Here is a 22,411-nt window from a genome sequence, read left to right as displayed (position 1 = left end):
GTGGGAGAGACGATCCGGCGGCGGGCGGTCCCGGACATCCGTGGGAGCACGCAACCGAGGTACGGAGGTCGGGCCCTCCACGCGCGGGAACGCGTTCTCGCACGCCGGGAGGACCGGGATACTGCGCCGTGTGGCGACCGCACGGACGGGAGCCGACGGCGGCCCGTTCGTCGGCCGCGACGCCGAGCTCCGCGAGCTGAGGACCTGCGTCACCGCAGCCGGGCACGGCGGCGGGGGTCTCGTGCTGGTGTCGGGACCGGCCGGCATCGGCAAGACCCGGACCGTCGAGGAGGCCACCGCGGCCGCCCCGGCCGTCGCCTGGGGACGTTGCGTCGACGATCCCGGTGCACCGCCGCTCTGGCCGTGGCGGCGGGTGCTGCGCACCCGCCCGGACGTGCAGTCCGCGGTGGCCGAGGCGCTGTCGGAGGTCGACCTCCTCCGCGAGCGCAGCGCCGATCCCGAGGCGGCGCGCTTCCGCTTCGTCGCGACCGCGACCGATGCGGTGGTCGAGTCCGCCGCACGCGCCCCGCTGGTCGTCGTCCTGGAGGACCTGCACTGGGCCGACGAGACGTCGCTGCGGCTGCTGCGCCACCTCGCCGGCGAGCTGCACGGCTCGCGGCTGCTCGTCGTCGGCACGTACCGGGAGCCCGCCGGTACCGGTGCGGACCTGCTGGACCGCACCCTGCCGGAGCTGCTGCGGCGACCGGCGACGCGGTCGCTGCGGCTGGACCCGCTGACCGAGGACGACGTCCGCGCGTACGTCGGCGGGGACCGGGACGCGGCGCGGGTCGCGCACCGGCGCAGCGGGGGCAACCCGCTGTACCTGCGGGCGGTCGTCCGGGTGCTCGGCTCGGCCGGCGACGGCGCGGCCGAGGGGTCGGAGCTGCGCCACGTCGTCCGGACGACGCTGGCCACCCTGCCGCCGGCCGTCCTCGACCTCCTGGACACCGCCGCGGTGCTCGGCGAGGAGGTGGACGCCGCAGAGCTGGGCGCGGTCACCGGCCGGCCGATCGAGCAGGTGCACGCCGGACTGGACGACGCCGTGCGCGCGGGGGTCCTCACCGTCCTCCCCGACGTCCCGGGCCGACGGCGGTTCGCACACGCAGTGGTGCGGGACGCGATCTACGGCGACCTGGCGCCGAGCACCCGTGAGGAGCTGCACCGGCGGTGCGCCGAGGCGCTCGAGCGGCTGCTCGCCGACGACGCCCCGGCCGCCGGGCTCGTGGCCGGCCACTGGCTGCGCGCTGCCGGCCCGGAGGCGCCGCACCGGGCGGTGGCCTGGGCGCGGCGCGCCGCGGACACCGCCACCCGCACGCTGGCCTTCGAGGACGCGTCCCGGTTCCTGTCGAGCGCCCTGGAGTCGGCCCGGCGGGCGGGGGCGGACGACGAGGAACGGGCCGCTCTGCTCGTCGACCTGGCGACGGCGGAATTCCGCGCCGGTCGGTTCGGTCCGGCACTCGAGCACGCGGTCGCCGCGTCGGAGGCGGCAGCCGGCCGTGGCCGGTCCGACCTCATGGCGGCGGCGGCGCTCGCGGTGCACGACGTCGCCGTCCCGGGCCGGAGCACGGCGCTGGTCGGCATGTGCGAGCGCGCGCTCGATGCGGTGGACGCCGATCGGGACCCGGGGCTCCGCTCACTCCTGCTGTCGCAGGCCGCCTCGACCCTCGCCGAGGCCGGCCGGCTGGGCGCGGCCGCACCCCTGGCGGTCGAGGCGCTGGAGCTGGCCGAGCGCTGCGGCGACCCGGGCGCGGTGATCGACGCCGTGCGGGCCCGGATGAAGGCGAGCCCCACCGCCGTCGACGCGCGCGAGCAGGCGCGCCTGGGGCTCCTCGCGATCGAGCACTCCGCCGCCTCCGGTCAGCCGCTGGCCGCGCTCTGGGGGGCGAGGTGGCGGATCGACGCCGGCATGGAGACCGGCGACACGACCACGGTGGACGACGAGCTCGCGCGGATCTCCGACCTGGCCCGGCGGACCAGGCTGCCACTGGTGCGGTGGCACGACCTCCGGCTGCGGGCGTCGGTCGCGGCGCTGCGCGGCCGGTTCCCCGAGGCACTCGCGCTCAACGCCGAAGCCCGGGAGGTCGGCCTGGACCAGCTGGCCGCGGACGTCTCGACGGTGGGGTTGTCCCATGCCTTCGCGCTGCAGCACGCACTGGTCACCGGCGACACGAGGGAGTGGAGCGCCGAGGCCCGCGCCGCCCTGGCCCGCGCCGACGCCACGCCGATCGTCCAGGTGACCCGGGCGCTGCTCGCGCTGCTGGAGGAGCGACGGGACGAGGCAGCTGCCCGGTACGAGGCCCTCCGGCATCAGCTGGCCGAGCCGGACTTCGTCGGCTCCTCGGGCGTCGACGTCAACGTCGTCCCGCTGGTGGAGGCGTTCGCCGACGTGACCGCCGCGGAGCTCGTGCACCGGCAGCTGGTCGCTCGCCCGTACGCGGCCACCGGCGCGGGGGTGTACGGCCAGGGCTCGGTCGCCGTCCTGCTGGGCCGCCTCGCCGTCGTGCGCGGCCGCCTCGACGAGGCGATCGGCTGGTTCCAGCAGGCACTGGCGACCGACACGCACACCGGTGCCCGGCCCGCGGCGGTCAACGACCGCATCGGTCTGGCCGCCGCCCTGCTCGACCGCGGCCTCCGGGACGAGGTCGCCCGCGCGGCCGAGCTCGCCCGGGTCGCGGCCGGCGAGGCGCGCCGCCTCGGGATGCCCCGCGCGGAGCGCGAGGCCGCCGCGCTGGTCGAGCGCGCCCGGCAGGCGGCCCGCCGCGCGGATCCGCTGACCACCCGTGAGCGCGAGATCGCCGAGCTCGTGGCCGAGGGACTCGCCAACCGGCAGATCGCCGAGCGGCTGTTCCTGTCCGAGCGCACGGTGGAGAGCCACGTGCGGAACTCCCTGGGCAAGCTGGGGCTGACCAACCGCACACAGCTCGCCACCGCCACCCGCGCCCGCGGCAGCTAGCGCAGCGCCTCGACCGCGCGCCGGGCACCGCGGACGCAGGCCGGCACGCCGACGCCGTCGTAGGCCGCCCCGGCCACCGCCAGGCCGGGCACCGCGGCCACCGCCTCGCGGATCGCGACCACCCGCTGCGGGTGGCCGACCAGGTACTGCGGCAGTCCCCCGCCCCAGCGGGCCAGGTGCGTCGCCACCGGCTCCCGGCGCTCGAGCCCGAGCAGGTCGGCGACGTCGGCCACGACCGCGGCGGTGAGGTCGTCGTCGTCGCGCTGCAGCTCCACCTCGTCGCCGTAGCGGCCCACCGACGCGCGCACCCGCAGCAGGCCGTCGCCGGACAGGTGCGGCCACTTCGACGACGACACCGTGACGCCCTTGACCAGCCGCCCGGTCACCGGCGGCACCAGCAGCCCCGACCCGGCGTCGACCGGCTGGGCGGGGAAGGCCATCGCCACCACGGCCATCGACGCGTACGGGATGCCGCGCAGCGGCTCGACGGCGCCCGGCGCGATCCCGGCGAGCAGCCGCGCGGCCTTGCCCGCGGGCGCGGTGACGACGACGGCGTCGGCCTCGATCACCTCCGGCGCCGCGACCGGGCCGACGGCGACCTCGAGCCGTCCGTGCGCCCGGCGCAGCGCGTGGGCGGGCGTGCGGAGCCGGACGTGCGCCCGGGACGCCGCCACCAGCGCCTCCGGCAGCGCCCCGATCCCGTCGGCGACGGTGACGAACACCGGCCCGTCGGCGTCCCCGCGGCTGCGCGCCCCCGCGTCCCGGGCGGCCACCGCGGCGGCGAGCACGCTGTCGGCGTGCGGCAGCTGCGCGGCCAGTGCCGGCATGGTCGCCGCCAGCGAGAGGTCGTCGGGCCGGCCGGCGTAGACCCCGCCCAGCAGCGGCTCGACCAGCCGGTCGACCACCTCGTCGCCGAGCCGGGCGCGCAGCAGCGCGCCCACCGAGACGTCGCCGTCCAGCCGCAGCGGCGGCAGGTCGGCCTCCGCGCGCACCCGCGCGACGCCGTCGGGGGTGAGCACCCCGGCCAGCCCGTCGGCCGACGTCGGCACGCCCAGCACGGTGCCCGGCGGCAGCGGGTGGCGGCCGTCGGGCAGCACGATCGAGGCCTGCGTGGTCGAGGGGGCGACCAGCCGGTCGGCGAGCCCGAGCTCCGCCACCAGTTCGACGGCCTCGGGCACCCGGGCGAGCACCGCCTCGGGGCCGGTGTCGTACCAGGTGCCGGCCAGCTCGACCCGGTCGAGCTTGCCGCCGATCCGCCCGCCGGCCTCCACCACGACCACCTCGTCGCCGGGCCGCTCCCGCGACCAGGCGTACGCGGCGGCCAGCCCGGTGACGCCGGCCCCGACGACGACCAGCCGGCTCATCGCGCGGTGAGCTCGTGGACCAGCTCGACGACGTGGGTGAGCACCCCGGGGTCGGTCTCGGGCAGCACGCCGTGGCCGAGGTTGAACACGTGCCCGCGGGCGGCGCGGCCCTGCTCGACCACCCGGCGCACCTCGCGGTCGACGGTCCCCCGGTCGGCCAGCAGCACGGCCGGGTCGAGGTTCCCCTGCAGCGAGCGCTGCGGGCCGACCCGCCGCGCGGCCTCGTCGAGCGGCACCCGCCAGTCGACGCCCACGACGTCGGCGCCGGCGTCGCCGATCAGCGCGAGCAGCTCACCGGTGCCGACGCCGAAGTGGACGCGCGGCACGTCGCGGTCGCCGAGCCCGTCGAACACCGCGCGGGAGTGCGGCAGCACGCGGGTGCCGTAGTCGGCCGCCGACAGCACCCCGGCCCAGGAGTCGAACAGCTGCACCGCGGAGGCGCCGTTGTCGACCTGCACCCGCAGGAACGTCGCCGCGGACACGGCGAGCCGGTCGAGCAGCCGGGACCACGCCTCGGGCTCGGCGTACATGAAGGCCTTGGTGCGGGCGTGCTCCTTCGACGGGCCGCCCTCGATGAGGTAGGTCGCCAGCGTGAACGGCGCCCCGGCGAACCCGATGAGCGGCGTGGGCCCGAGCTCGGCGACCAGCCGGCGCACCGCGGTGGCGAGGAAGTCCAGCCGGTCGGGCTCGAGGTCGGGCAGCGCGTCGACGTCGGCCACCGTGCGCACCGGGTCGGCGACCACCGGGCCGACGCCGGGCTTGATCTCGACGTCCACGCCGGCCACCACGAGCGGCAGCACGATGTCGGAGAAGAGGATCGCGGCGTCCACGCCGTGCCGGCGGACCGGCTGCAGGGTGATCTCGGTGACCAGGTCGGGGTCCTGGCAGGCCCCGAGCATCGCCGTCCCGGCGCGCAGCGCCCGGTACTCCGGCAGCGAGCGGCCGGCCTGCCGCATGAACCACACCGGCGTCCGGTCGACCGGGAGGCCGCGCGCGGCGCGGACGAGGTCCGAGTCGGCGGGGGACGACGGACGGGCGGCAGCGGTGCTCACGACGGTCGATCCTCCCAGACCCGGGCACGGCGGGCGGGCGCCCGCCCGGTGCCCGGCGGTCGCCGCGGGCCCGTCCCGGGCCGCCCACCAGCGGCGAGTCCGAGACAGACCGGGCCCGGGGCCCTACCCTGCGAGCGTGGAGCCTCGCAGCGTGGCCGGTCCCCGGGAGGGTGCCGGTGCCCGCGCGGCTCCCGACCCCCCACCCGCCGACTTCGCCGCCGGCATCGCCTCGCTCACCGCGCTGCGGACCCGCCCCGAGATCGTCGTCGAGACCATCCCCGCTCCGCAGCGGCTCGCGCCCTTCGCCCACGCACTCGGCATCCGGGTGACCGAGGGCGAGGGCGAGGAGGAGGTCGAGCTCGCCGTCGGCCGGTTCATCGTGCTGTACGACCCCGCCGGGCACGAGTCGTGGCACGGCACCACCCGCTGCGTCGGCTACCTGTCGGCCAGCACCGACGAGCACATGGTCGACGACGCGATGTTCTCCGAGGTCGCCTGGAGCTGGCTGACCGAGGCGCTGGCCGGCAGCGGCGCCGCGGCGCACGCGCTCGGTGGCACGGTGACCCGGACCGCGTCCACCCGCTTCGGCGACCTCGCCGGCCCCGAGCACTCCGTCGACGTCGAGATCCGCGCCTCCTGGACCGCCGGGGACACCGCCCTGGACCGGCACCTCGACGCCTGGCTGGAGGTCCTCGGCACCGCGGCCGGGCTGCCCCCGCCCGGCGTCTCCCTGCTGGGTCCCTCCGGCTCCGTCGACGACGGCAACTAGGATCGGCACCGGGGAGTCCGGCACTCCCCGGGTCCGCACCGGCCGGCCGAGGCCGCCGGGAGCCGGGACAGCGGCGGCGGACGCACGGACCGACACGGGCGAGAAGGTGGACGGCAACTGAGCACCGACCCCCTGCCCGACGTCTCCCCGGACGACGACGCCGCGCCCGCCCCCGTGCCGCTGCTCGCCCCGCGCGACGGCCTGCCGCCGGTCATCGACACCCCCGCGGCCCTCGCCGGCTACGCCGAGGCGCTGCGCGCGGGCAGCGGTCCGGTCGCCGTCGACGCCGAGCGCGCGTCGGGCTACCGCTACGGGCAGCGCGCCTACCTGGTGCAGCTGCGCCGCGCGGGCGCCGGCACCGGCCTGGTCGACCCCGTCCCGTTCGACGACCTCTCCGCCGTCCAGGCCGCCATCGCCGACGAGGAGTGGGTGCTGCACGCGGCCAGCCAGGACCTGCCCTGCCTCGCGGAGATCGGGATGGTCCCGGCGCGCATCTTCGACACCGAGCTCGCCGCCCGCCTCGCCGGCCTGCCGCGGGTGGGTCTGGCCGCGGTCGTGGAGTCCCTGCTCGGGTACTCGCTGGTCAAGGGCCACTCCGCCGCCGACTGGAGCACCCGCCCGCTGCCGGAGGAGTGGCTGGTCTACGCCGCCCTCGACGTCGAGGTGCTCGTCGACCTGCGCGACGCGCTCGCCGCGCTGCTGGCCGACCAGGGCAAGACCGACTGGGCCCGGCAGGAGTTCGCCGCCGTCCTCGCCGCCGGGCCGCCCGCCCCGCGGCAGGACCCGTGGCGGCGCACCTCCGGTGTGCACGGGCTGCGCAGCCGCCGCCAGCTGGGGATGCTGCGGTCGCTGTGGCAGGCCCGCGACGACCTGGCCCGCCGGCGCGACATCGCCCCGGGCCGGGTGCTGCCCGACTCCGCGATGGTGTCCGCCGTCCAGGCCGACCCGCAGAGCGAGGCGGCCCTGCTCGAGCTGCCGGTGTTCCGGGGCCGGGCCAACCGCCGGCTGGTGACGACGTGGTTCGGGGCGCTGGCCCGCGGCCGCGCGCTGCCGGAGTCGGAGCTGCCGCTGCAGAGCCGCCCGGGTGAGGGGCCGCCGCCGGTCAACCGGTGGGCCGACCGCGACCCGGCCGCGGCCACCCGCCTGCAGGCCGCCCGGACGGGGCTGGCCGAGCTGGCCGACAAGCACGCGGTGCCGGTGGAGAACCTGCTCTCCCCCGACCTGGTCCGGCGGCTGATGTGGACCCCGCCCGAGCCGCGCGACCCCGACGCGGTCGCCGCGGCGCTGCGGGCCGGCGGGGCCCGCGAGTGGCAGGTCGAGCTGACCCGCGACCTGCTCGCCGACGCGCTCTCCCGCGCCTGAACCGGCGAGGGTCCGCCGTCCGGTGCCGGACGGCGGAGCCTCGTGGCGTCAGTGGCCGGTGGCCGCGGCCCGCCGCCGGGCCAGCGCGTCGACGCTGGCGGCCAGCAGGAGCACCCCGCCGGTGATGATGAAGTTGAGGTACGCCTCGGTACCCAGCAGGCCCAGGCCGTTGGCGATGATCGCCACCACCAGGCCACCGAGGACCGCGTCGCGCACCCGGCCCCGGCCACCGAAGAGGCTGGTGCCACCGATGACCGCGGCGCCGACGGCGTAGAGCAGCGTGTTGCCGCCGCCGGAGCCCGGCGCCACCGAGCCGAGCCGGGCGGCCGCGACGATGCCGCTGATCGCCGCCAGGGTCGAGCCGATGACGAACACCGCCACCCGGATCCGGGTGACGCTGATGCCCGCCCGGCGGGACGCCTCCGCGTTGCCCCCGACCGCGTAGACGTGCCGGCCGAAGCTCGTGCGGCCGAGCACGAAGGTCAGCGCCAGCAGCAGGATGACCACCAGCGGGATGGCGTAGGGGATGCCGGCGAGGACCACGCCGGGAGCCGGGGCCCGGTCGACGCTCAGCACCGCCGTGACCACGACGACGACGGCGGCGATGACGCCGATCCGCACGAGGACCACGGCGAGCGGGGCGTGCGCGAGCCCCTTGGCCCGCTGGACGCGGAACCGGTTGAGCTGCAGCGCCGCGTACGCGGCGATGGTCAGCAGGGCGAGGACCCAGCCGAGGACGACCGGCAGGTTCCGGTCGCTGATCGCCGAGATCACCGGGTCGCGCACCGGCACCGTCCCGCCCTCGCCGATGAGCCGCAGCGTGAAGCCCTGCCAGCCGAGGAAGAGCGCCAGTGTGACGACGAACGACGGGATGCCGATCAGTCCGACGAGGCTGCCGGTGAACAGGCCGATGAGCACGCCGGTGAGCAGGGCTGCCCCCACGGCGACGTACCACGGTGCACCGGCGTCGGCGAGCAGCTTGGCCATGACCGCGGCGCAGACGCCGCTGACCACACCGGCGGACAGGTCGATCTCGCCCAGCAGCAGGATGAAGACCAGGCCCATCGCCAGGATGATGATCGGCGCCGCCTGGTCGGCCAGGTTGGCCATGTTGCGCGGGGTCAGGAACGTCTCGGGCCGCAGCACGAAGAACAGCAGCCCGAGGACGACGATGCCGAGGACGGCGGGCAGCGCACCCAGGTCACCGCCTCGGACGCGGTCGAGGTACGCCCGTACCGTGCCGCCGAGGGTGTCGGCGCTGCGATCGGCCTCGAAGCCCGACGGCGCGCCGCCGGGCTCCTGTGCGCTCGTCGGCTTGGAGATGGTGCTGGACATGCTCAGACCTCCACCGCTGCGGCGTCGGCGGGTGCGATGCCCAGGTTGCCCGACCGGCCCGCCGTGATGAGCTCGATGACCTGCGGCCGGTCGACCTGGGAGATGGGGATGTCGGCCGCCATCCGGCCCAGGTACAGGGCCGCGACGCGGTCGGCGACCTCGAAGACGTCGACCATGTTGTGGCTGATGAAGACCACCGCGTGACCGGTGTCGGCCAGCCGCCGGACGAGGTCGAGCACCTGCCGGGTCTGCGCGACGCCGAGGGCGGCGGTCGGCTCGTCGAGGATGACCAGCTTGGACTCCCACAGCACGGCCTTGGCGATCGCGACCGTCTGCCGCTGGCCGCCGGAGAGGCTGGAGACCAGCTGGCGCACGGACTTCAGCGTGCGCACCGAGAGCTTGGCGAGGGTGTCCCGCGCGGCCACCTCCATGGACGACTCGTCGAGGACGATGCCGTTCCTGCGCTCGCGGCCGAGGAACATGTTCTGGACGACGTCGAGGTTGTCGGCCAGGGCGAGGTCCTGGTAGACGACCTCGATCCCGAGCGCGGCGGCGTCGCGTGGGCCGGTGACGGTGACCGGCCGGCCCTCGAAGACGAACTCGCCGGAGTCGATCGGGTGGATGCCGGCGATGGACTTGATGAGCGTGCTCTTGCCCGCGCCGTTGTCGCCGACCAGCGCGGTGACCTGGCCGGGATAGACCTTCATGTGCACGTCGTGCAGGACCTGGATGGCGCCGAAGCTCTTGTTGACGCCGCGGAGCTCCAGGGTGGGGGTGACGTCCTGGGGACGGTCGGTGGGTGCGGACACGCCGGGCCTCTCGGTCGTGCTGGTGGGGCTGGGACAGCAGCCGCCGGGGCGCCCATCATCGACGCCCCGGCGGCCGTTGACCACTACTCGATCCCGAGCTCCTGGCAGGCGGCGGCGAACTCGCCGGTGCAGAGCTCCTCGGCGCTCACGAACTCGTCCTCGACGACGTCGCCGACGTTGTCCCGGAAGATCGCGACGGGGGTGAGCAGGACCGACGGGACCTCGCGGCCACCCTCGGGGTCCTCCACGGTGCCGGTGGTCTCGCCCTCCTCACCGTTGATGAGCGCGACGGCCAGCTCGGCGAGCGCGTTGGCCTCCTCGCGGACCGACTTGTAGACCGTCATGCACTGGTCACCGGCGAGGATGTTCTGCAGCCCCTCGACGGTGGCGTCCTGACCGGTCACGTTCGACTGGCCCGCGGCGTTGTTGCGCTCCAGGATCTGGATCACCGAGTTGGCGAGGCCGTCGTTGGCGGCCAGCACGCCCTGGATGTTGCCGCCGGCCTGGGTGTACATCTGCTCGAAGATCGTCGCCGCCTCCTGGTTGTCCCAGTCGGGCACGGCCTGTTCGGCGACCTGGGTGTACTGCGTCAGCGGGTCGAGGATCTCGTGGGCGCCCGACGAGAACAGCGTCGCGTTGTTGTCGTCCGGGGAGCCGTTGAGGAACGCGATGTTGCCCTGCGTGACGCCGTTGGCCTCCAGGCACTGCTGCAGGCCCTGGCCCTGCAGCCGGCCGACCTCGGTGTTGTCGAAGGAGACGTAGTACTCCGCGGTGCCGCCCAGGGTCAGCCGGTCGTAGTCGATCGTGGCGACGCCCTCGTTGGACGCCTGCTCCTGGATCTGCGCGCCCGACGCCGAGTCGAGGTTCACGATCGCGAGGACGGTCGCCCCCTCGGTGATCATCTGCTCGGCGATGGTCGCCTGCCGCTGCGCGTCACCCTCGGCGTTCTGGATGTCGTACTCGACACCGGCCTCCTCGAACGCCGCCTCGAGGTAGGGGCGGTCGAAGTTCTCCCAGCGCACCGAGGACTCGGTGTCGGGGAGGATCACGCCGACCCGCCCGGCGGCCTCGCCGCCACCGCCACCGCCGCCGCTCTCCTCTCCGCCGCCGCTGTCGCCGCCACAGGCGGCCAGGCTGAAGACGAGGGAGGCCGCGAGGGCCGTCATGATCGTGTGCCGTCGCGCCATGGATCTCCACCGTTCCGTCGGGAATCTACAGAAGTGCGGCGGCCAATATGCGCTCTGGATCACACCCGTCGCAAGAGTGCGTCCGTGACGTTGCCGGACCGTGACCCGCGAGGAGCGCGGCAGCACCTCTGCCGACCGACGCCCCGGAGGGGTCGGGTCGGGCTTGGTCCACGGGTTACCGGCGGGTAACTTCAGGGTGCCGCGCCCGTCTCGGGCCGGTTCCCGATCCCGCTGCGGAGGTCCCATGTCCCGCTCGCTGCGCGAGGTCGTCTTCGTCGACGGCGTGCGCACCCCCTTCGGCAAGGCCGGCCCGAAGGGTGTCTACGCCGAGACGCGCGCCGACGACCTCGTCGTCCGCGTCATCCGCGAGCTGCTGCGCCGCAACCCCGCCCTGCCGCCCGAGCGCGTCGACGAGGTCGCGATCGCGGCCACCACCCAGGTCGGCGACCAGGGGCTGACCATCGGCCGCACCGCCGCGCTGCTGGCGGGGCTGCCGCAGTCCGTGCCGGGCTACGCGATCGACCGCATGTGCGCCGGCGCCATGACGGCCGTGACCACCACCGCCAGCGGCATCGCCTTCGGCGCCTACGACGTCGCCATCGCCGGCGGGGTCGAGCACATGGGCCGCCACCCGATGGGCGAGGGCGCCGACCCCAACCCGCGGTTCTTCAGCGAGAAGCTGGTCGACGGCTCGGCGCTGGTCATGGGCTCCACCGCCGAGAACCTGCACGACCGCTTCCCGCACCTGACCCGGGAGCGGGCCGACGCCTTCGCGCTGGCCAGCCAGCAGCGCTACGCCAAGGCCGTGGCCAACGGGCAGATCGGCCCGGAGCTGGTGACCGTGGCGACCCGCTCGCAGGAGCACGGCTGGGGGCTGGCCACCGTCGACGAGCCGCCGCGGCCGGGCACGACCCTGGAGGGCCTGGCGACGCTCAAGACCCCGTTCCGCCCGCACGGGCACGTCACCGCCGGCAACGCCGCGGGGCTCAACGACGGCGCCACCGGCTGCATCCTCGCCGCCGAGGAGGTCGCGCACGAGCTCGGCCTCGACGCCGGCATGCGGCTGGTCGGCTACGGCTTCGTCGGCGTCGCGCCCGAGGTCATGGGTGTCGGCCCGGTCCCCTCGACCGAGCGCGCGCTGGCCCGCACCGGCCTGACCATCGACGACATCGGCCTGTTCGAGCTCAACGAGGCCTTCGCCGTCCAGGTCCTGGCCTTCCTCGACCACTTCGGCATCGCCGACGACGACCCGCGGGTCAACACCTGGGGCGGCGCCATCGCCGTCGGCCACCCGCTGGCCTCCTCCGGCGTCCGGCTGATGACCCAGCTGTCCCGCCAGTTCGCCGAGCGGCCCGACGTCCGCTACGGCCTGACCGCCATGTGCGTGGGCCTGGGCATGGGCGCCACGGTGATCTGGGAGAACCCGAACTGGGAGGGCACCACCAAGTGACGACTGCCGTCTTCGACACCGAGGTCGTGACCACCGCGCGGGTGCGGTACCTGCGGGTGCCCGGCCTGGCCGGTGAGATCGCCCTGGTCACCCTGGACAACGGGCACGACCACACCCGCCCCTCCACCTTCGGCCCCGGCGGGCTGGCCTCGCTCGACGCCGCGCTCGACGAGATCGAGGCGCACACCCCGGCGCCGGCGGCCATCGCCGTCACCGGCAAGCCGTTCGTCTTCGCCGTCGGCGCCGACCTCTCCGGCGTCCCGGCGGTCACCTCCGCCGACCAGGCGCGGGAGATGGCCCGGACCGGGCACCGGGTGTTCCGCCGGCTCAAGGACTCGGCGGTCCCGACGTTCGCGTTCGTCAACGGCGTGGCCCTCGGCGGCGGCCTGGAGCTGGCGCTGCACTGCCACCACCGCACGATCGCCTCGACGGCGCTGGTCGCCTTCCCCGAGGTCTTCCTCGGCCTGGTGCCCGGCTGGGGCGGCACGCAGCTGCTGCCGGACCTCGTCGGGATCGACGCGGCGGTGACCGTCGTCGTCGAGAACGCCCTCTCGCAGAACCGGATGACCCCGGCCCCGAAGGCGGCGGCGCTCGGCATCGCCGACGCCGTCTTCGAGCCGGCCGACTTCCTCGAGCGCTCGCTGGAGTGGGCCGCCGGCGTGCTCGACGGCGACGTCGTCGTGCCCCGCCCCGAGGTCGACCGCACCGCGTGGGACACCGCCGTCGAGCGGGCCCGGGGGATCGTGGCGGCCCGCACCCGCAACGCCTCCCCCGGCGCGCTGCGCGCCGTCGAGCTGCTCGACCTGGCCCGCAACGGGGTCGAGGGCGAGGCGTTCACCGCCGGCACCGCCGCCGAGGACGAGGCGCTCACCGACCTGCTGATGAGCGACGAGCTGCGGGCCTCGCTGTACTCGTTCGACCTCGTGAACAAGCGGGCCAAGCGGCCGGCCGGCGCCCCGGACAGGTCCCTGGCCCGGAAGGTCACCAAGGTCGGCGTCGTCGGCGCGGGCCTGATGGCCTCCCAGCTGGCGCTGCTGTTCGTGCGGCAGCTGGAGGTGCCGGTCGTCCTCACCGACGTCGACCAGGCGCGCGTCGACAAGGGCGTGGGCTACGTGCACGGGGAGCTGGAGAAGCTGGCCGCCCGCGGCCGGCTGTCGCCGGACCGGCTCAACCGGCTCAAGGGCATGGTCACCGGCGCCCTGGACAAGGCGGTCTTCGCCGACGCCGACCTCGTGATCGAGGCCGTCTTCGAGGAGATGTCGGTCAAGCAGCAGGTGTTCGCCGAGGTCGAGGCGGTCGTGTCGGCCGAGTGCGTGCTCGCCACCAACACCTCCGCGCTGTCGGTGACCGAGATGGCCTCCAAGCTCGAGCACCCCGAGCGGGTCGTGGGCCTGCACTTCTTCAACCCGGTGGCGGTGCTCCCGCTGCTGGAGGTGGTGCGCGCCGAGCGGACCGACGACGCCACGCTGGCCACCGCGTTCGCCGTCGGCAAGCAGCTGAAGAAGTCGTGCGTGCTGGTGGCCGACGCCCCGGCGTTCGTGGTCAACCGGCTGCTGACCCGCTTCCTCGGCGAGGTCACCGCCGCCGTCGAGCAGGGAACGCCCGTGGCCGTCGCCGACCGGGCGCTGGACCCGCTGGGCCTGCCGATGACGCCGTTCGAGCTGCTCACGCTGGTCGGCCCGCCGGTCGCCCTGCACGTGGCCGAGCGGATGCACGAGGCCTTCCCCGACCGGTTCGCCGTCGGCGAGGGGCTGCGGCGGATGGTCGAGCTGGGCAAGACCTCGGTGTACTCCGAGCCCGGCGTCGTCGACCCCGAGCTCGAGGGCATCGACGCCGGCGACTCGCCGCTGTCGGAGGAGCAGGTGCGCGAGCGCGCCGTCGACGCGCTGGCCCAGGAGGTCCGGCTGATGCTCGACGAGGGCGTCGTGCAGGCCGTGCAGGACATCGACCTGTGCATGCTCCTGGGCGCCGGCTGGCCGTTCTGGCTGGGCGGCATCTCGGCGTACCTCGACCGCGCCGGCGTCTCCGAGCGGGTGACCGGCTCGCGGTTCCTGCCGAGGGGCGTGGCCAGCCTCCCCACCTGAGCCCTGACCACTTCCGCGGAAGTGCACACCGGACGACGACGGCCCGGGTCCCCGCGCGGGGCCCGGGCCGTTCGCCGTCCCGGGCCGCCCTGGCTCACCCCCGCGCGCCGCCGGTCACGCCGGACCGGACGCCGCGGTGCCCGACCTCACGCTGCGGGCTGAGGTCGGGCACCACACGGCGAGGTCGACGGCACAGACGGCCGGGCGCCGGTTGTGCACGTCCGCGGAAGTGCACACCGGACGACGGACGGGGCCTCGCGTGCGGGTCGGCCGTTCGTCGTCTCAGCGGAACCTGCGCGTAAGGCTGTCCATCGTGCGGTCCACCGAGGCGATCTTGACGTGCGAGATGCCGGCCGTGGCACCGGCGGCGAGCATCGCCTCGTGCGCCGCCCGCAGCGTGGCCCACACCGCGTCGGCGTCGCCCTCGAGCGTCGTCCCGAGGGCGCCGACCTCGTACCGCAGCCCGGAGGCCTGGATGACGCGCACCGCGGCCTCGACGAAGGCGTGCGGGTCCTCCGGCGTCCCGGCCGGCGAGGGCGCGACCTGGATCTCGGCGATCACTGCTGGGCGCCGTCCACGGGCGCTGTGGCCGGTGTGTCGGAGCGCTCGCTGACCACCGCGGTCCACTCGGCGATGCGCCGGGCGACGTCCTGCTCGGTCAGGCCGCAGTCGGCCAGCACCTGGCCCCGGCTGCCGTGCTCGAGGAAGGCTTGCGGCAGGCCCAGCGCCCGCACCGGCACGTCGACCTGGCGGTCCTGCAGCGCCTGGGTCAGGGTCGCGCCGACCCCGCCGGCCCGCCCGCAGTCCTCGACGGTGACCACCAGCCGGTGCTCGCCGGCCAGCTCGACCAGCTCGTCGGCGACCGGCAGCACCCAGCGCGGGTCGACGACGGTCACCCCGATGCCGTGGTCGGCGGCCCGCTCGGCGGCGGCCAGGCAGGTCGGCACCATCGAGCCGACGGCGACCAGCAGGACGTCGGGCCGGTCCCCGCCGTGCCGCAGCACGTCGACCGGCCCGCGCCGCTCCAGCGACGGGATGTCCACCGGCGGCGGGCCCTTCGGGAAGCGCACGACCGTGGGGCCGTCGGTCACCGCGACCGCCTCCCGCAGCGCCTCGCGCAGGGTCGGTTCGTCACGCGGCGCCGCCATGCGCAGCCCCGGGACCACCGAGCAGATCGAGAAGTCCCACATGCCGTTGTGCGAGGCGCCGTCGGTGCCGGTGACCCCGGCCCGGTCGAGGACGACGGTGACCGGCTGCCCGTGCAGCGCGACGTCCATGAGCAGCTGGTCGAAGGCCCGGTTGAGGAACGTCGAGTAGACCGCGACCACCGGGTGCAGCCCGGCCATCGCCATGCCGGCGGCGCTGGTCAGCGCGTGCTGCTCGGCGATGCCGACGTCGAAGGTGCGCTCGGGGAACCGCTCGGCGAAGCCGGCCAGGCCCGTGGGGTGCAGCATCGCGGCGGTGACGGCGACGACGTCGGCCCGCTCGGCGCCGATGCGCACCAGCTCGTCGGAGAAGGCCGCCGTCCAGTCCCGCGCCGCGACGGGACCGACCCCGCTGTCGGGATCGAAGACGCCGGTGGCGTGCCAGGCGTCGATCTGGTCGGTCTCGGCCGGCGGGTAGCCGAAGCCCTTGGTGGTGACCGCGTGGACGATCACCGGCCGGCCGAAGGACCGCGCCCGGCGCAGCGCCGACTCCAGGACCTCGACGTCGTGGCCGTCGACGGGGCCGACGTACTTGAGGCCGAGGTCCTCGAACATGCCCTGCGGCGAGAGCACGTCCTTGACGCCCTTCTTGAGCCCGTGCAGCGCGTCGTAGAGCGCCGAGCCCAGCACCGGCGCGCGGTGCAGCGCCTGGCGGATGGCCAGCAGCGCCTGCTCGTAGCCCGGGCGCAGGCGCAGGCCGGCCAGCGCGTCGGCCACGCCGCCGATGGTCGGCGAGTAGGACCGGCCGTTGTCGTTGACGACGATGACGACCGGCCGGTCCTGCGCGGCGGCGATGTTGTTGAGCGCCTCCCAGGCCATGCCGCCGGTGAGGGCGCCGTCGCCGACGACGGCGACGACGGGGCGGGTGTCGCCGCGGACGGCGAAGGCCTTGGCCAGGCCGTCGGCGTAGGACAGGGCGGTGGAGGCGTGGCTGTTCTCGACCCAGTCGTGCTCGCTCTCGGCCCGGCTCGGGTAGCCCGAGAGCCCGCCGCGCTGGCGCAGCCGGTCGAAGCCCTCGACGCGGCCGGTGAGCATCTTGTGCACGTAGGCCTGGTGGCCGGTGTCGAAGACGATCGGCTCGCGCGGCGACTCGAACACCCGGTGCAGGGCGATGGTCAGCTCGACGGTGCCGAGGTTGGGACCGAGGTGGCCGCCGGTCCGGGCGACGCTGGTGACCAGCGCGTCACGGATCTCCGCGGCCAGCGCGGGCAGCTGCTCGGCGGGCAGCGCCCGGAGGTCGGCGGGGTCGCGGAGCGAGCGCAGGAGCGACACGGCGCGGCGGTGTCCTCTCTGTGGCGGCGGTGGCACGGCTGGTCGAGGGCCGCCGACCCACTGTAGTCGCGCGACGGCCGGCCCCTCCCGGTGAAGCGGTGGACCGGCGACCGGGGGCGGACCGTTCCGTCGCGCGTCAGCACTCTCCCCACGCCGGAGGACCCAGTTCCGTCGTCGATTGACAGAAGACCGGAGTGTGCTCACGATCACGCCATGCACACCCGGCCGTGGCTGCCCGAGGTGACCGGACCCTCGCGCCGGCTCGTCGAGGCGCTGCGGGTCGGCGGCCCGGCGACGCGCGCGCAGCTGGTCGAGCAGACCGGCCTGTCGCGGGCCACGGTCTCCGGGTACGTCGCCGACCTCGTCGACCAGGGGCTGGTCGCGCCCGCGGATCCCTCGGACGCGCTGCCCACCGGCGGCCGGCCCGCCCGCCTCGTGCAGCTGACCCGCAGGGCCGGTGTCGTCGTGGGGGTGGACATCGGGCGCACGCACGTCCGCACCGCCGTCGCCGACCTGTCCCACCGGATCGTCGGCGAGGAGGTGACCACCCTGCCGGTCGCCGACCTCGGCCCCGACGCCGTCCTCGACACCGTGGGCGGCCAGGTGGAGGACGAGCTGGCCCGGGCCGGCGCCGGCACCGCCGACGTCGTCGGCGCGGTCGTCGGCCTCCCGACGCCGGTGGTCGGCCGCTCGGCCAGCGCCCGCGGCACCGTGGCGCGCTCGAACATCCTGCCGACCTGGTCGGGCCGGACGCCGGCGCCCGCACTGCAGGAGCGGCTCGGCGTGCCGGTGATCGTGGAGAACGACGCGAACCTCGGCGCGGTCGCGGAGGTGCGCTGGGGCGCCGGCCGGGGCTCGCGCTCCACGATCTACCTCAAGATGGCCACCGGCGTCGGCGGCGCGCTGGTCCTCGACGGCGACCTGCTGCGCGGCGTCTCCGGCACGGCCGGCGAGATGGGCCACGTCAGCCTCGACCCCTCGGGACCGCTGTGCCGCTGCGGCAACCGCGGTTGCCTGGAGCTGACCGCCGGCGGCACCGCCCTGCTGCGGGCGATCCGCACGGCCGCGCCGCACCACACCGACCTGCGCTCCCTCGTGGCCGGCGCCCAGGACGGCGACCAGGCCTGCCGGCGGCTGATCGCCGACGCCGGGACGTCGGTCGGCCTCGTCCTCGGCGGGCTGGTCAACGTGCTCAACCCCGACCGCATCGTCGTCGGCGGGGAGCTCGGCACCGCCGGCGACCTGCTGGTGGACCCGCTGCGGCGGGCCCTCGAGCAGTCCGCCATCCCCGCCGCGGCCGAGCAGCTCACCGTGGTGCCGGGCTCGCTCGGGGGCCGCGCGGAGCTGCTCGGCGCGCTCGCCGTCGGGATCCGGGAGGCCGACCGGCTCGGTGGCGGCTAGAGGCGGGGCACCCAGACCTCGCCGCGCAGTGCCCCGGCCACGACCGTCACGCCGCGTGCGGCGGCGGCCAGCCGCGCACCCTCCCGCTCGTAGGCCGCCACCGCGGCCTCCAGGGCGTCCGGGGGCAGGTGGTCGGCGAGGTCGACGCGGACGGTCCGCCAGCCCGCGCGGGCGGCCTCCAGCCCCGCACCGACGTGGTCACCGGCCATCCGGGCGAGCAGGACCGGATAGCGGCGCAGCACCTCGTGCGCCCGGTAGTCGGGCGGCACGAGGTCGAAGAGCCAGGTGACCGCGGTGCGCTCCCAGTCGGGCGCGCCCGGCGGACGCACCTGCTCCGGCCAGCCCGGCGGCACGCTCGATCCCACGCCGGCAGTCTGCCGCAGATCGAACACGTGTTCGACCCGGCGGGCGGCGCCGTCACCCGGTCGTGACCGGAGCGCCCCGCCCGCGACCTAGGTGAGCGGGCGCTTGAGCCAGAACTGCTCAAAACCCCAGGTGCCGGCTCCGCTGGAGTGGTAGCTCACCAGCTCCCACCCCTCGCCGCCGAGGCGGTTGAGCACCGAACTGGTGTCCCCCTGCTGCCGTTCCAGCCGCCCGCCGGGGAGCTTGACGCTCACCCCCGCGCGCTGCGACTCGGCGTCGTTGGCCGTGATGACCGAGGCGTACTCCCAGGTGGTCACCCCCAGACCGTATCCGGCGCCCTCCGGGTCAGGTCGCCGGGACGAGCAGCGCGACGCACTCGACGTGCGCGGTCATCGGGAAGGCGTCGAAGGCCCGCAGCGCGGCGAGCCGGTACCCGGCGCCGGCGAACACGGCGACGTCACGGCCCAGCGACGCCGGGTCGCAGGCGACGTAGACCACCGCGCGCGCCCCCGTCCCGGCCAGCACCCGGCTGACGGCCGGTCCGGCGCCGGCCCGCGGCGGGTCGAGCACGACGACGTCGGGGCTCCTGCCGAGCTCCTCCAGCAGGCCGGTCAGCCCCTCGGCGTCCACCTCGCCCTGCCACACCTCGGCCTGCGGCAGGTCCGCCAGGTTGGCCTCCGCGGCGGCGCACGCCCCGGCGTCGGCCTCCACGCACACGACCCGGCCCGACTCCCCGACCGCGGGCGCCAGCGCACCGCCGAACAGGCCCGCGCCGGCGTACAGGTCGAGCACCGTCTCCCCGGGCCGCACCGACGCGGCCCCGGCCACGGCGGACACCAGGGCGTCGGCCGCCGACCCGTGCACCTGCCAGAAGCCGGTGCCCTCGACCTCCCAGTCCCGACCGGCGGCGTGCCGCGCGGCCCGCCCGGCGGGGACGGCGGCCTCGTCGTCGCCGGCGCGCAGCACGCGGGTCGAGGTGGGGGCACCGCGCCGGTCGAGCCGGGTCGTGGTCACCGTCCCCGCGGAGTCCACCGCGACGTCGACCGCGCCCGCGCCCGGCCAGCGGCGGTCGAGCACGGCGCGGGCGGCGGCCTCCACGGTGATCGGGCAGTCGTCGAGGGGGAACAGGTCGTGGGAGCGGTGCCGCCGCAGCCCGGGGGTCCCGGACCGGTCGACGGCGAACCGCGTCCGCGACCGCCAGCGCAGCGGGCCGCCGGGCAGCGCCTCGACTGCCAGGCCGGTGAGGAGGGGGTCGGCGGGGTCGAGCCGGCCGAGCCCGGTGAGCTGCTCGCGGACGACGTCGGCCTTGAGCCGGCGCTGCCCGTCCCAGGACACGTGCTGCCAGTCGCAACCCCCGCAGCGCCCCGGCCCGCTGTACGGGCAGGGCCGCTCGACGCGGTCGGGCGAGGCCTCGCGCACCTCGACCGCGTCGGCGCGGCAGTAGCCGGGCTGGCGGTCCTCGGTGACGCGGACGACCACCCGCTCCCCCGGCAGCGCGTGCCGCACGAACACCACCCGGCCCTCGTGCCGGGCCACGCAGTGCCCGCCGTGGGCCACCGGGCCGACGGTCACCTCGAACTCCCGGCCGGTCCAGCCGCCACCCCGGTCGGGGCGCGGCGGCCGGGCTCCCCGATGGCGGCGCCGGCCGTCAGCCATAGGGGGTCGACTCGACCGGGTCGTCGGACAGGCCGCGGCGCACGTCGCCCGGCGCCGGGCCCCGCTGCCGATCGTCCTCGCGGCCGATGGAGCTCTCCAGCTGCCACGGCACCGTGGTGATCATGACCCCGGGCTGGAACTGCAGCCTGGCGCGCAGGCGCAGCGCGCTCTGGTTGTGCAGCACGTTCTCCCACCAGTGCCCGACGACGTACTGCGGCACGAACACGATGACCAGCTCCCGCGGGCTGGAGCGGCGGATCGCCTTCACGTAGTCGACGACCGGCCGGGTGATCTCCCGGAACGGCGACTCGAGCACGGTCAGGGGGACGGGGATGTCGTAGCGGTCCCAGTCGGCCTGCAGGGCGCGGGTGTCCGCGTCGTCGACGTTGACCGTCAGCGCGGTCAGCTGGTCGGGCCGGGTGGCGCGGGCGAAGGCCAGCGCGCGCAGCGTCGGCCGGTGCACCTTGGACACGAGCACGACGGCGTGGACCCTGCTCGGCAGCATCCGCGAGTCGACGTCGGGCACCAGCTGCTCGGCGACGTGCGAGTAGTGCCGGTTGATCGCCCGCATCAGGACGATGAGGAACGGCATGCACACCAGCACCAGCCACGCTCCGTGGACGAACTTGGTGACCACGATGACGACCAGCACGACGCTGGTGAGCAGGGCGCCGGCGAGGTTGATCGCCTGGGACCGCCGCATCCGGGCCCGCTGGGCGGCGTCCGTGCTCGCGCGCAGCTCCCGGTTCCAGTGCCGGACCATCCCCCACTGACCGATGCTGAAGCTGATGAACACCCCGAGGATGTAGAGCTGGATCAGCGAGGTCACCGACGCGTCGAAGACGACGATCAGCAGGCCGGCGAACCCGGCCAGCAGCAGGATGCCGTTGCTGAAGGCGAGCTTGTCGCCGCGGGTGTGCAGCTGCCGCGGCAGGAAGCGGTCCTGCGCGAGCACCGACCCCAGCAGCGGGAAGCCGTTGAACGCGGTGTTGGCCGCGAGGACGAGGACGGCGGCGGTGAACGCCTGGACGGCGAAGAAACCCACCGACTGGGACCCGCCGAAGGTGGCCGCCGCCACCTGCGCGATCACCGTGCGCTGCGGCTCGGTCTCGCAGTCGGCGAAGCCGACCAGGTCGCAGGCCGACTCGGCGTACCGGACGTCGGTGAGCAGGGCCAGCGCGGTGATCCCGGCGAACATCGTCGCCGCCACGCCGCCCATGAGGGCCAGGGTGGTGGCGGCGTTGCGGCTCTTGGGCGGGCGGAAGGCCGGGACGCCGTTGGCGATCGCCTCCACGCCGGTCAGGGCGGTGCACCCGGAGGCGAAGGCGCGCAGCGCCAGCAGGACCAGCGCCAGCCCGCCGAGCTCGGCGTAGTCGGCCTGCGGGCTGATCGTGTACCCGGCGCTCTCGGCCGCCAGGTCCGAGCCGGTCAGGAAGTACCGCACCAGGCCGGTGGCGATCATCACGAGGATCGCGGTGATGAACAGGTAGGTGGGCGCGGCGAAGGCGCGGCCGGACTCCCGCACCCCGCGCAGGTTGAGCGCCGCCAGCAGGGCCACCAGGCCGAGGGCGATCGCGACCCGGTGCTCGTTCAGGGCGGGGAAGGCCGAGATGATGTTGTCCGTGCCGGCCGACACCGACACCGCCACGGTGAGCACGTAGTCGATGAGCAGCGCGCTGGCCACCACCAGTCCCGCGAACTGGCCGTGGTTGCGCATGGCGACCTCGTAGTCGCCGCCGCCGGACGGGTAGGCGCGCACCACCTGCCGGTAGGACGCCACCACCGTCACCAGCAGCACGACCACCCCCGCCGCCAGCCAGGGGGTCAGGTACAGGTACGCCGTGCCGGCCAGCGCCAGGATCACCAGCAGCTCCTGGGTGGCGTAGGCCACGGAGGAGAGCGGGTCGCTGGCGAAGATGGGGAGCGCGACGCGCTTGGGCAGCAGGGACTCCCCCAGCCGGTCGCTGCGGACCGGCCGTCCCAGGACGAGCCGTTTCGGGAGTTGTCCGAGGTCGGACAGGCTTGGCACGGCGGCGATGGTACGGACGCCGGGGCACCGGGTGCCGCACCTCCGGGACGGCTGCGCCCCCGAGGGGTCAGGCGTCTGCGACGGGTCCTCCGCAGCCGCCGGAGCGGGTGTAGCTTCGCG

17 protein-coding genes are annotated in these 22,411 nt (G+C 75.6%); 6 read left to right on the top strand and 11 right to left on the bottom strand.

The features are described 5' to 3' along the window. Nucleotides 1-130: 130 nt before the first annotated feature. On the top strand, nucleotides 131-2,953 hold the full coding sequence (locus ACI79O_RS09830) for a helix-turn-helix transcriptional regulator (protein ID WP_456914010.1): 2,823 nt from the start codon (nucleotides 131-133) through the stop codon (nucleotides 2,951-2,953). On the opposite strand, the gene hemG is transcribed toward ACI79O_RS09830, so the two are convergent. Further along, on the bottom strand, nucleotides 2,950-4,317 hold the full coding sequence (gene hemG / locus ACI79O_RS09825; protein WP_456886797.1) for a protoporphyrinogen oxidase: 1,368 nt from the start codon (nucleotides 4,315-4,317) through the stop codon (nucleotides 2,950-2,952). The genes ACI79O_RS09830 and hemG overlap by 4 nt on opposite strands. Further along, nucleotides 4,314-5,369 carry a uroporphyrinogen decarboxylase gene (hemE, locus tag ACI79O_RS09820; RefSeq protein WP_456886799.1) on the bottom strand — a complete coding sequence of 352 codons (1,056 nt, stop codon included), beginning with the start codon at nucleotides 5,367-5,369 and terminating at the stop codon, nucleotides 4,314-4,316. Before hemE ends, hemG begins: the two co-directional genes overlap by 4 nt. 136 nt (nucleotides 5,370-5,505) lie before the next feature. Between hemE and ACI79O_RS09815 the strand changes: the two genes are divergently transcribed. Continuing rightward, nucleotides 5,506-6,138: a DUF3000 domain-containing protein gene (locus ACI79O_RS09815; RefSeq protein ID WP_456886800.1), complete on the top strand. Its 633-nt coding sequence runs from the start codon at nucleotides 5,506-5,508 to the stop codon at nucleotides 6,136-6,138. 174 nt (nucleotides 6,139-6,312) lie between these two features. Further along, entirely contained in the window at nucleotides 6,313-7,500 is a 1,188-nt protein-coding gene (locus ACI79O_RS09810; protein WP_456886802.1) for an HRDC domain-containing protein, read from the top strand. 48 nt (nucleotides 7,501-7,548) lie between these two features. Here the strand turns inward: ACI79O_RS09810 and ACI79O_RS09805 are convergent, their stop codons facing one another. From ACI79O_RS09805 to ACI79O_RS09795, 3 genes are all read right to left on the bottom strand, one after another. Beyond that, nucleotides 7,549-8,835 carry a sugar ABC transporter permease gene (locus ACI79O_RS09805; RefSeq protein ID WP_456886804.1) on the bottom strand — a complete coding sequence of 429 codons (1,287 nt, stop codon included), beginning with the start codon at nucleotides 8,833-8,835 and terminating at the stop codon, nucleotides 7,549-7,551. A gap of 2 nt (nucleotides 8,836-8,837) precedes the next feature. Beyond that, complete coding sequence (locus ACI79O_RS09800; RefSeq protein WP_456886806.1) at nucleotides 8,838-9,644, bottom strand: ATP-binding cassette domain-containing protein; 807 nt, start codon at nucleotides 9,642-9,644, stop codon at nucleotides 8,838-8,840. Between the two features lie 83 nt (nucleotides 9,645-9,727). Next, nucleotides 9,728-10,831 (bottom strand): sugar ABC transporter substrate-binding protein, encoded by a 1,104-nt coding sequence (locus ACI79O_RS09795; RefSeq protein ID WP_456886807.1) that lies wholly within the window; start codon nucleotides 10,829-10,831, stop codon nucleotides 9,728-9,730. A gap of 244 nt (nucleotides 10,832-11,075) precedes the next feature. On the opposite strand from ACI79O_RS09795, the gene ACI79O_RS09790 reads away from it, so the two are divergent. Together ACI79O_RS09790 and ACI79O_RS09785 are read left to right on the top strand one after the other, a co-directional pair. Next, nucleotides 11,076-12,281: a thiolase family protein gene (locus ACI79O_RS09790; protein WP_456914009.1), complete on the top strand. Its 1,206-nt coding sequence runs from the start codon at nucleotides 11,076-11,078 to the stop codon at nucleotides 12,279-12,281. Next, nucleotides 12,278-14,365 carry a 3-hydroxyacyl-CoA dehydrogenase NAD-binding domain-containing protein gene (locus ACI79O_RS09785; RefSeq protein WP_456914008.1) on the top strand — a complete coding sequence of 696 codons (2,088 nt, stop codon included), beginning with the start codon at nucleotides 12,278-12,280 and terminating at the stop codon, nucleotides 14,363-14,365. Before ACI79O_RS09790 ends, ACI79O_RS09785 begins: the two co-directional genes overlap by 4 nt. A gap of 282 nt (nucleotides 14,366-14,647) precedes the next feature. Here the strand turns inward: ACI79O_RS09785 and ACI79O_RS09780 are convergent, their stop codons facing one another. Next, nucleotides 14,648-14,926: a thiamine-binding protein gene (locus ACI79O_RS09780; protein ID WP_456886813.1), complete on the bottom strand. Its 279-nt coding sequence runs from the start codon at nucleotides 14,924-14,926 to the stop codon at nucleotides 14,648-14,650. Continuing rightward, a complete protein-coding gene (gene dxs / locus ACI79O_RS09775) occupies nucleotides 14,923-16,842 on the bottom strand; it encodes a 1-deoxy-D-xylulose-5-phosphate synthase (protein ID WP_456914007.1) in 1,920 nt (639 codons plus the stop codon). Before dxs ends, ACI79O_RS09780 begins: the two co-directional genes overlap by 4 nt. Nucleotides 16,843-17,055: 213 nt before the next feature. On the opposite strand from dxs, the gene ACI79O_RS09770 reads away from it, so the two are divergent. Beyond that, nucleotides 17,056-18,243 (top strand): ROK family protein, encoded by a 1,188-nt coding sequence (locus tag ACI79O_RS09770; RefSeq protein WP_456874693.1) that lies wholly within the window; start codon nucleotides 17,056-17,058, stop codon nucleotides 18,241-18,243. Here ACI79O_RS09770 and ACI79O_RS09765 read toward each other — a convergent pair. The 4 genes from ACI79O_RS09765 to ACI79O_RS09750 form a co-directional block, all read right to left on the bottom strand. Then, nucleotides 18,240-18,608, bottom strand: coding sequence for a hypothetical protein (locus tag ACI79O_RS09765; RefSeq protein ID WP_456886817.1), 369 nt, complete (start codon nucleotides 18,606-18,608; stop codon nucleotides 18,240-18,242). The two genes, ACI79O_RS09770 and ACI79O_RS09765, sit on opposite strands and share 4 nt — an antisense overlap. Nucleotides 18,609-18,695: 87 nt before the next feature. Then, a complete protein-coding gene (locus tag ACI79O_RS09760; protein ID WP_456886819.1) occupies nucleotides 18,696-18,923 on the bottom strand; it encodes a DUF4177 domain-containing protein in 228 nt (75 codons plus the stop codon). A 28-nt stretch (nucleotides 18,924-18,951) separates the two neighbouring features. Beyond that, entirely contained in the window at nucleotides 18,952-20,262 is a 1,311-nt protein-coding gene (locus ACI79O_RS09755; RefSeq protein WP_456914006.1) for a class I SAM-dependent RNA methyltransferase, read from the bottom strand. Further along, nucleotides 20,255-22,291 (bottom strand): APC family permease, encoded by a 2,037-nt coding sequence (locus ACI79O_RS09750; RefSeq protein ID WP_456914005.1) that lies wholly within the window; start codon nucleotides 22,289-22,291, stop codon nucleotides 20,255-20,257. Before ACI79O_RS09750 ends, ACI79O_RS09755 begins: the two co-directional genes overlap by 8 nt. Nucleotides 22,292-22,411: the final 120 nt, after the last annotated feature.

The organism is Geodermatophilus sp. SYSU D00696, assembly GCF_054050235.1.
The sequence above is the reverse complement of the archived record's forward strand: the minus strand, read 5'-3'. Positions and strand labels throughout refer to the sequence as shown.

Excerpts from the sequence above, each read along its gene's own strand:
- ACI79O_RS09770 (WP_456874693.1), top strand. The coding sequence starts at position 17,056 with ATGCACACCCGGCCGTGGCTGCCCGAGGTGACCGGACCCTCGCGCCGG.
- ACI79O_RS09755 (WP_456914006.1), bottom strand. The coding sequence starts at position 20,262 with ATGGCTGACGGCCGGCGCCGCCATCGGGGAGCCCGGCCGCCGCGCCCC.
- ACI79O_RS09795 (WP_456886807.1), bottom strand. The coding sequence starts at position 10,831 with ATGGCGCGACGGCACACGATCATGACGGCCCTCGCGGCCTCCCTCGTC.
- ACI79O_RS09805 (WP_456886804.1), bottom strand. The coding sequence starts at position 8,835 with ATGTCCAGCACCATCTCCAAGCCGACGAGCGCACAGGAGCCCGGCGGC.
- ACI79O_RS09790 (WP_456914009.1), top strand. The coding sequence starts at position 11,076 with ATGTCCCGCTCGCTGCGCGAGGTCGTCTTCGTCGACGGCGTGCGCACC.
- hemG (WP_456886797.1), bottom strand. The coding sequence starts at position 4,317 with ATGAGCCGGCTGGTCGTCGTCGGGGCCGGCGTCACCGGGCTGGCCGCC.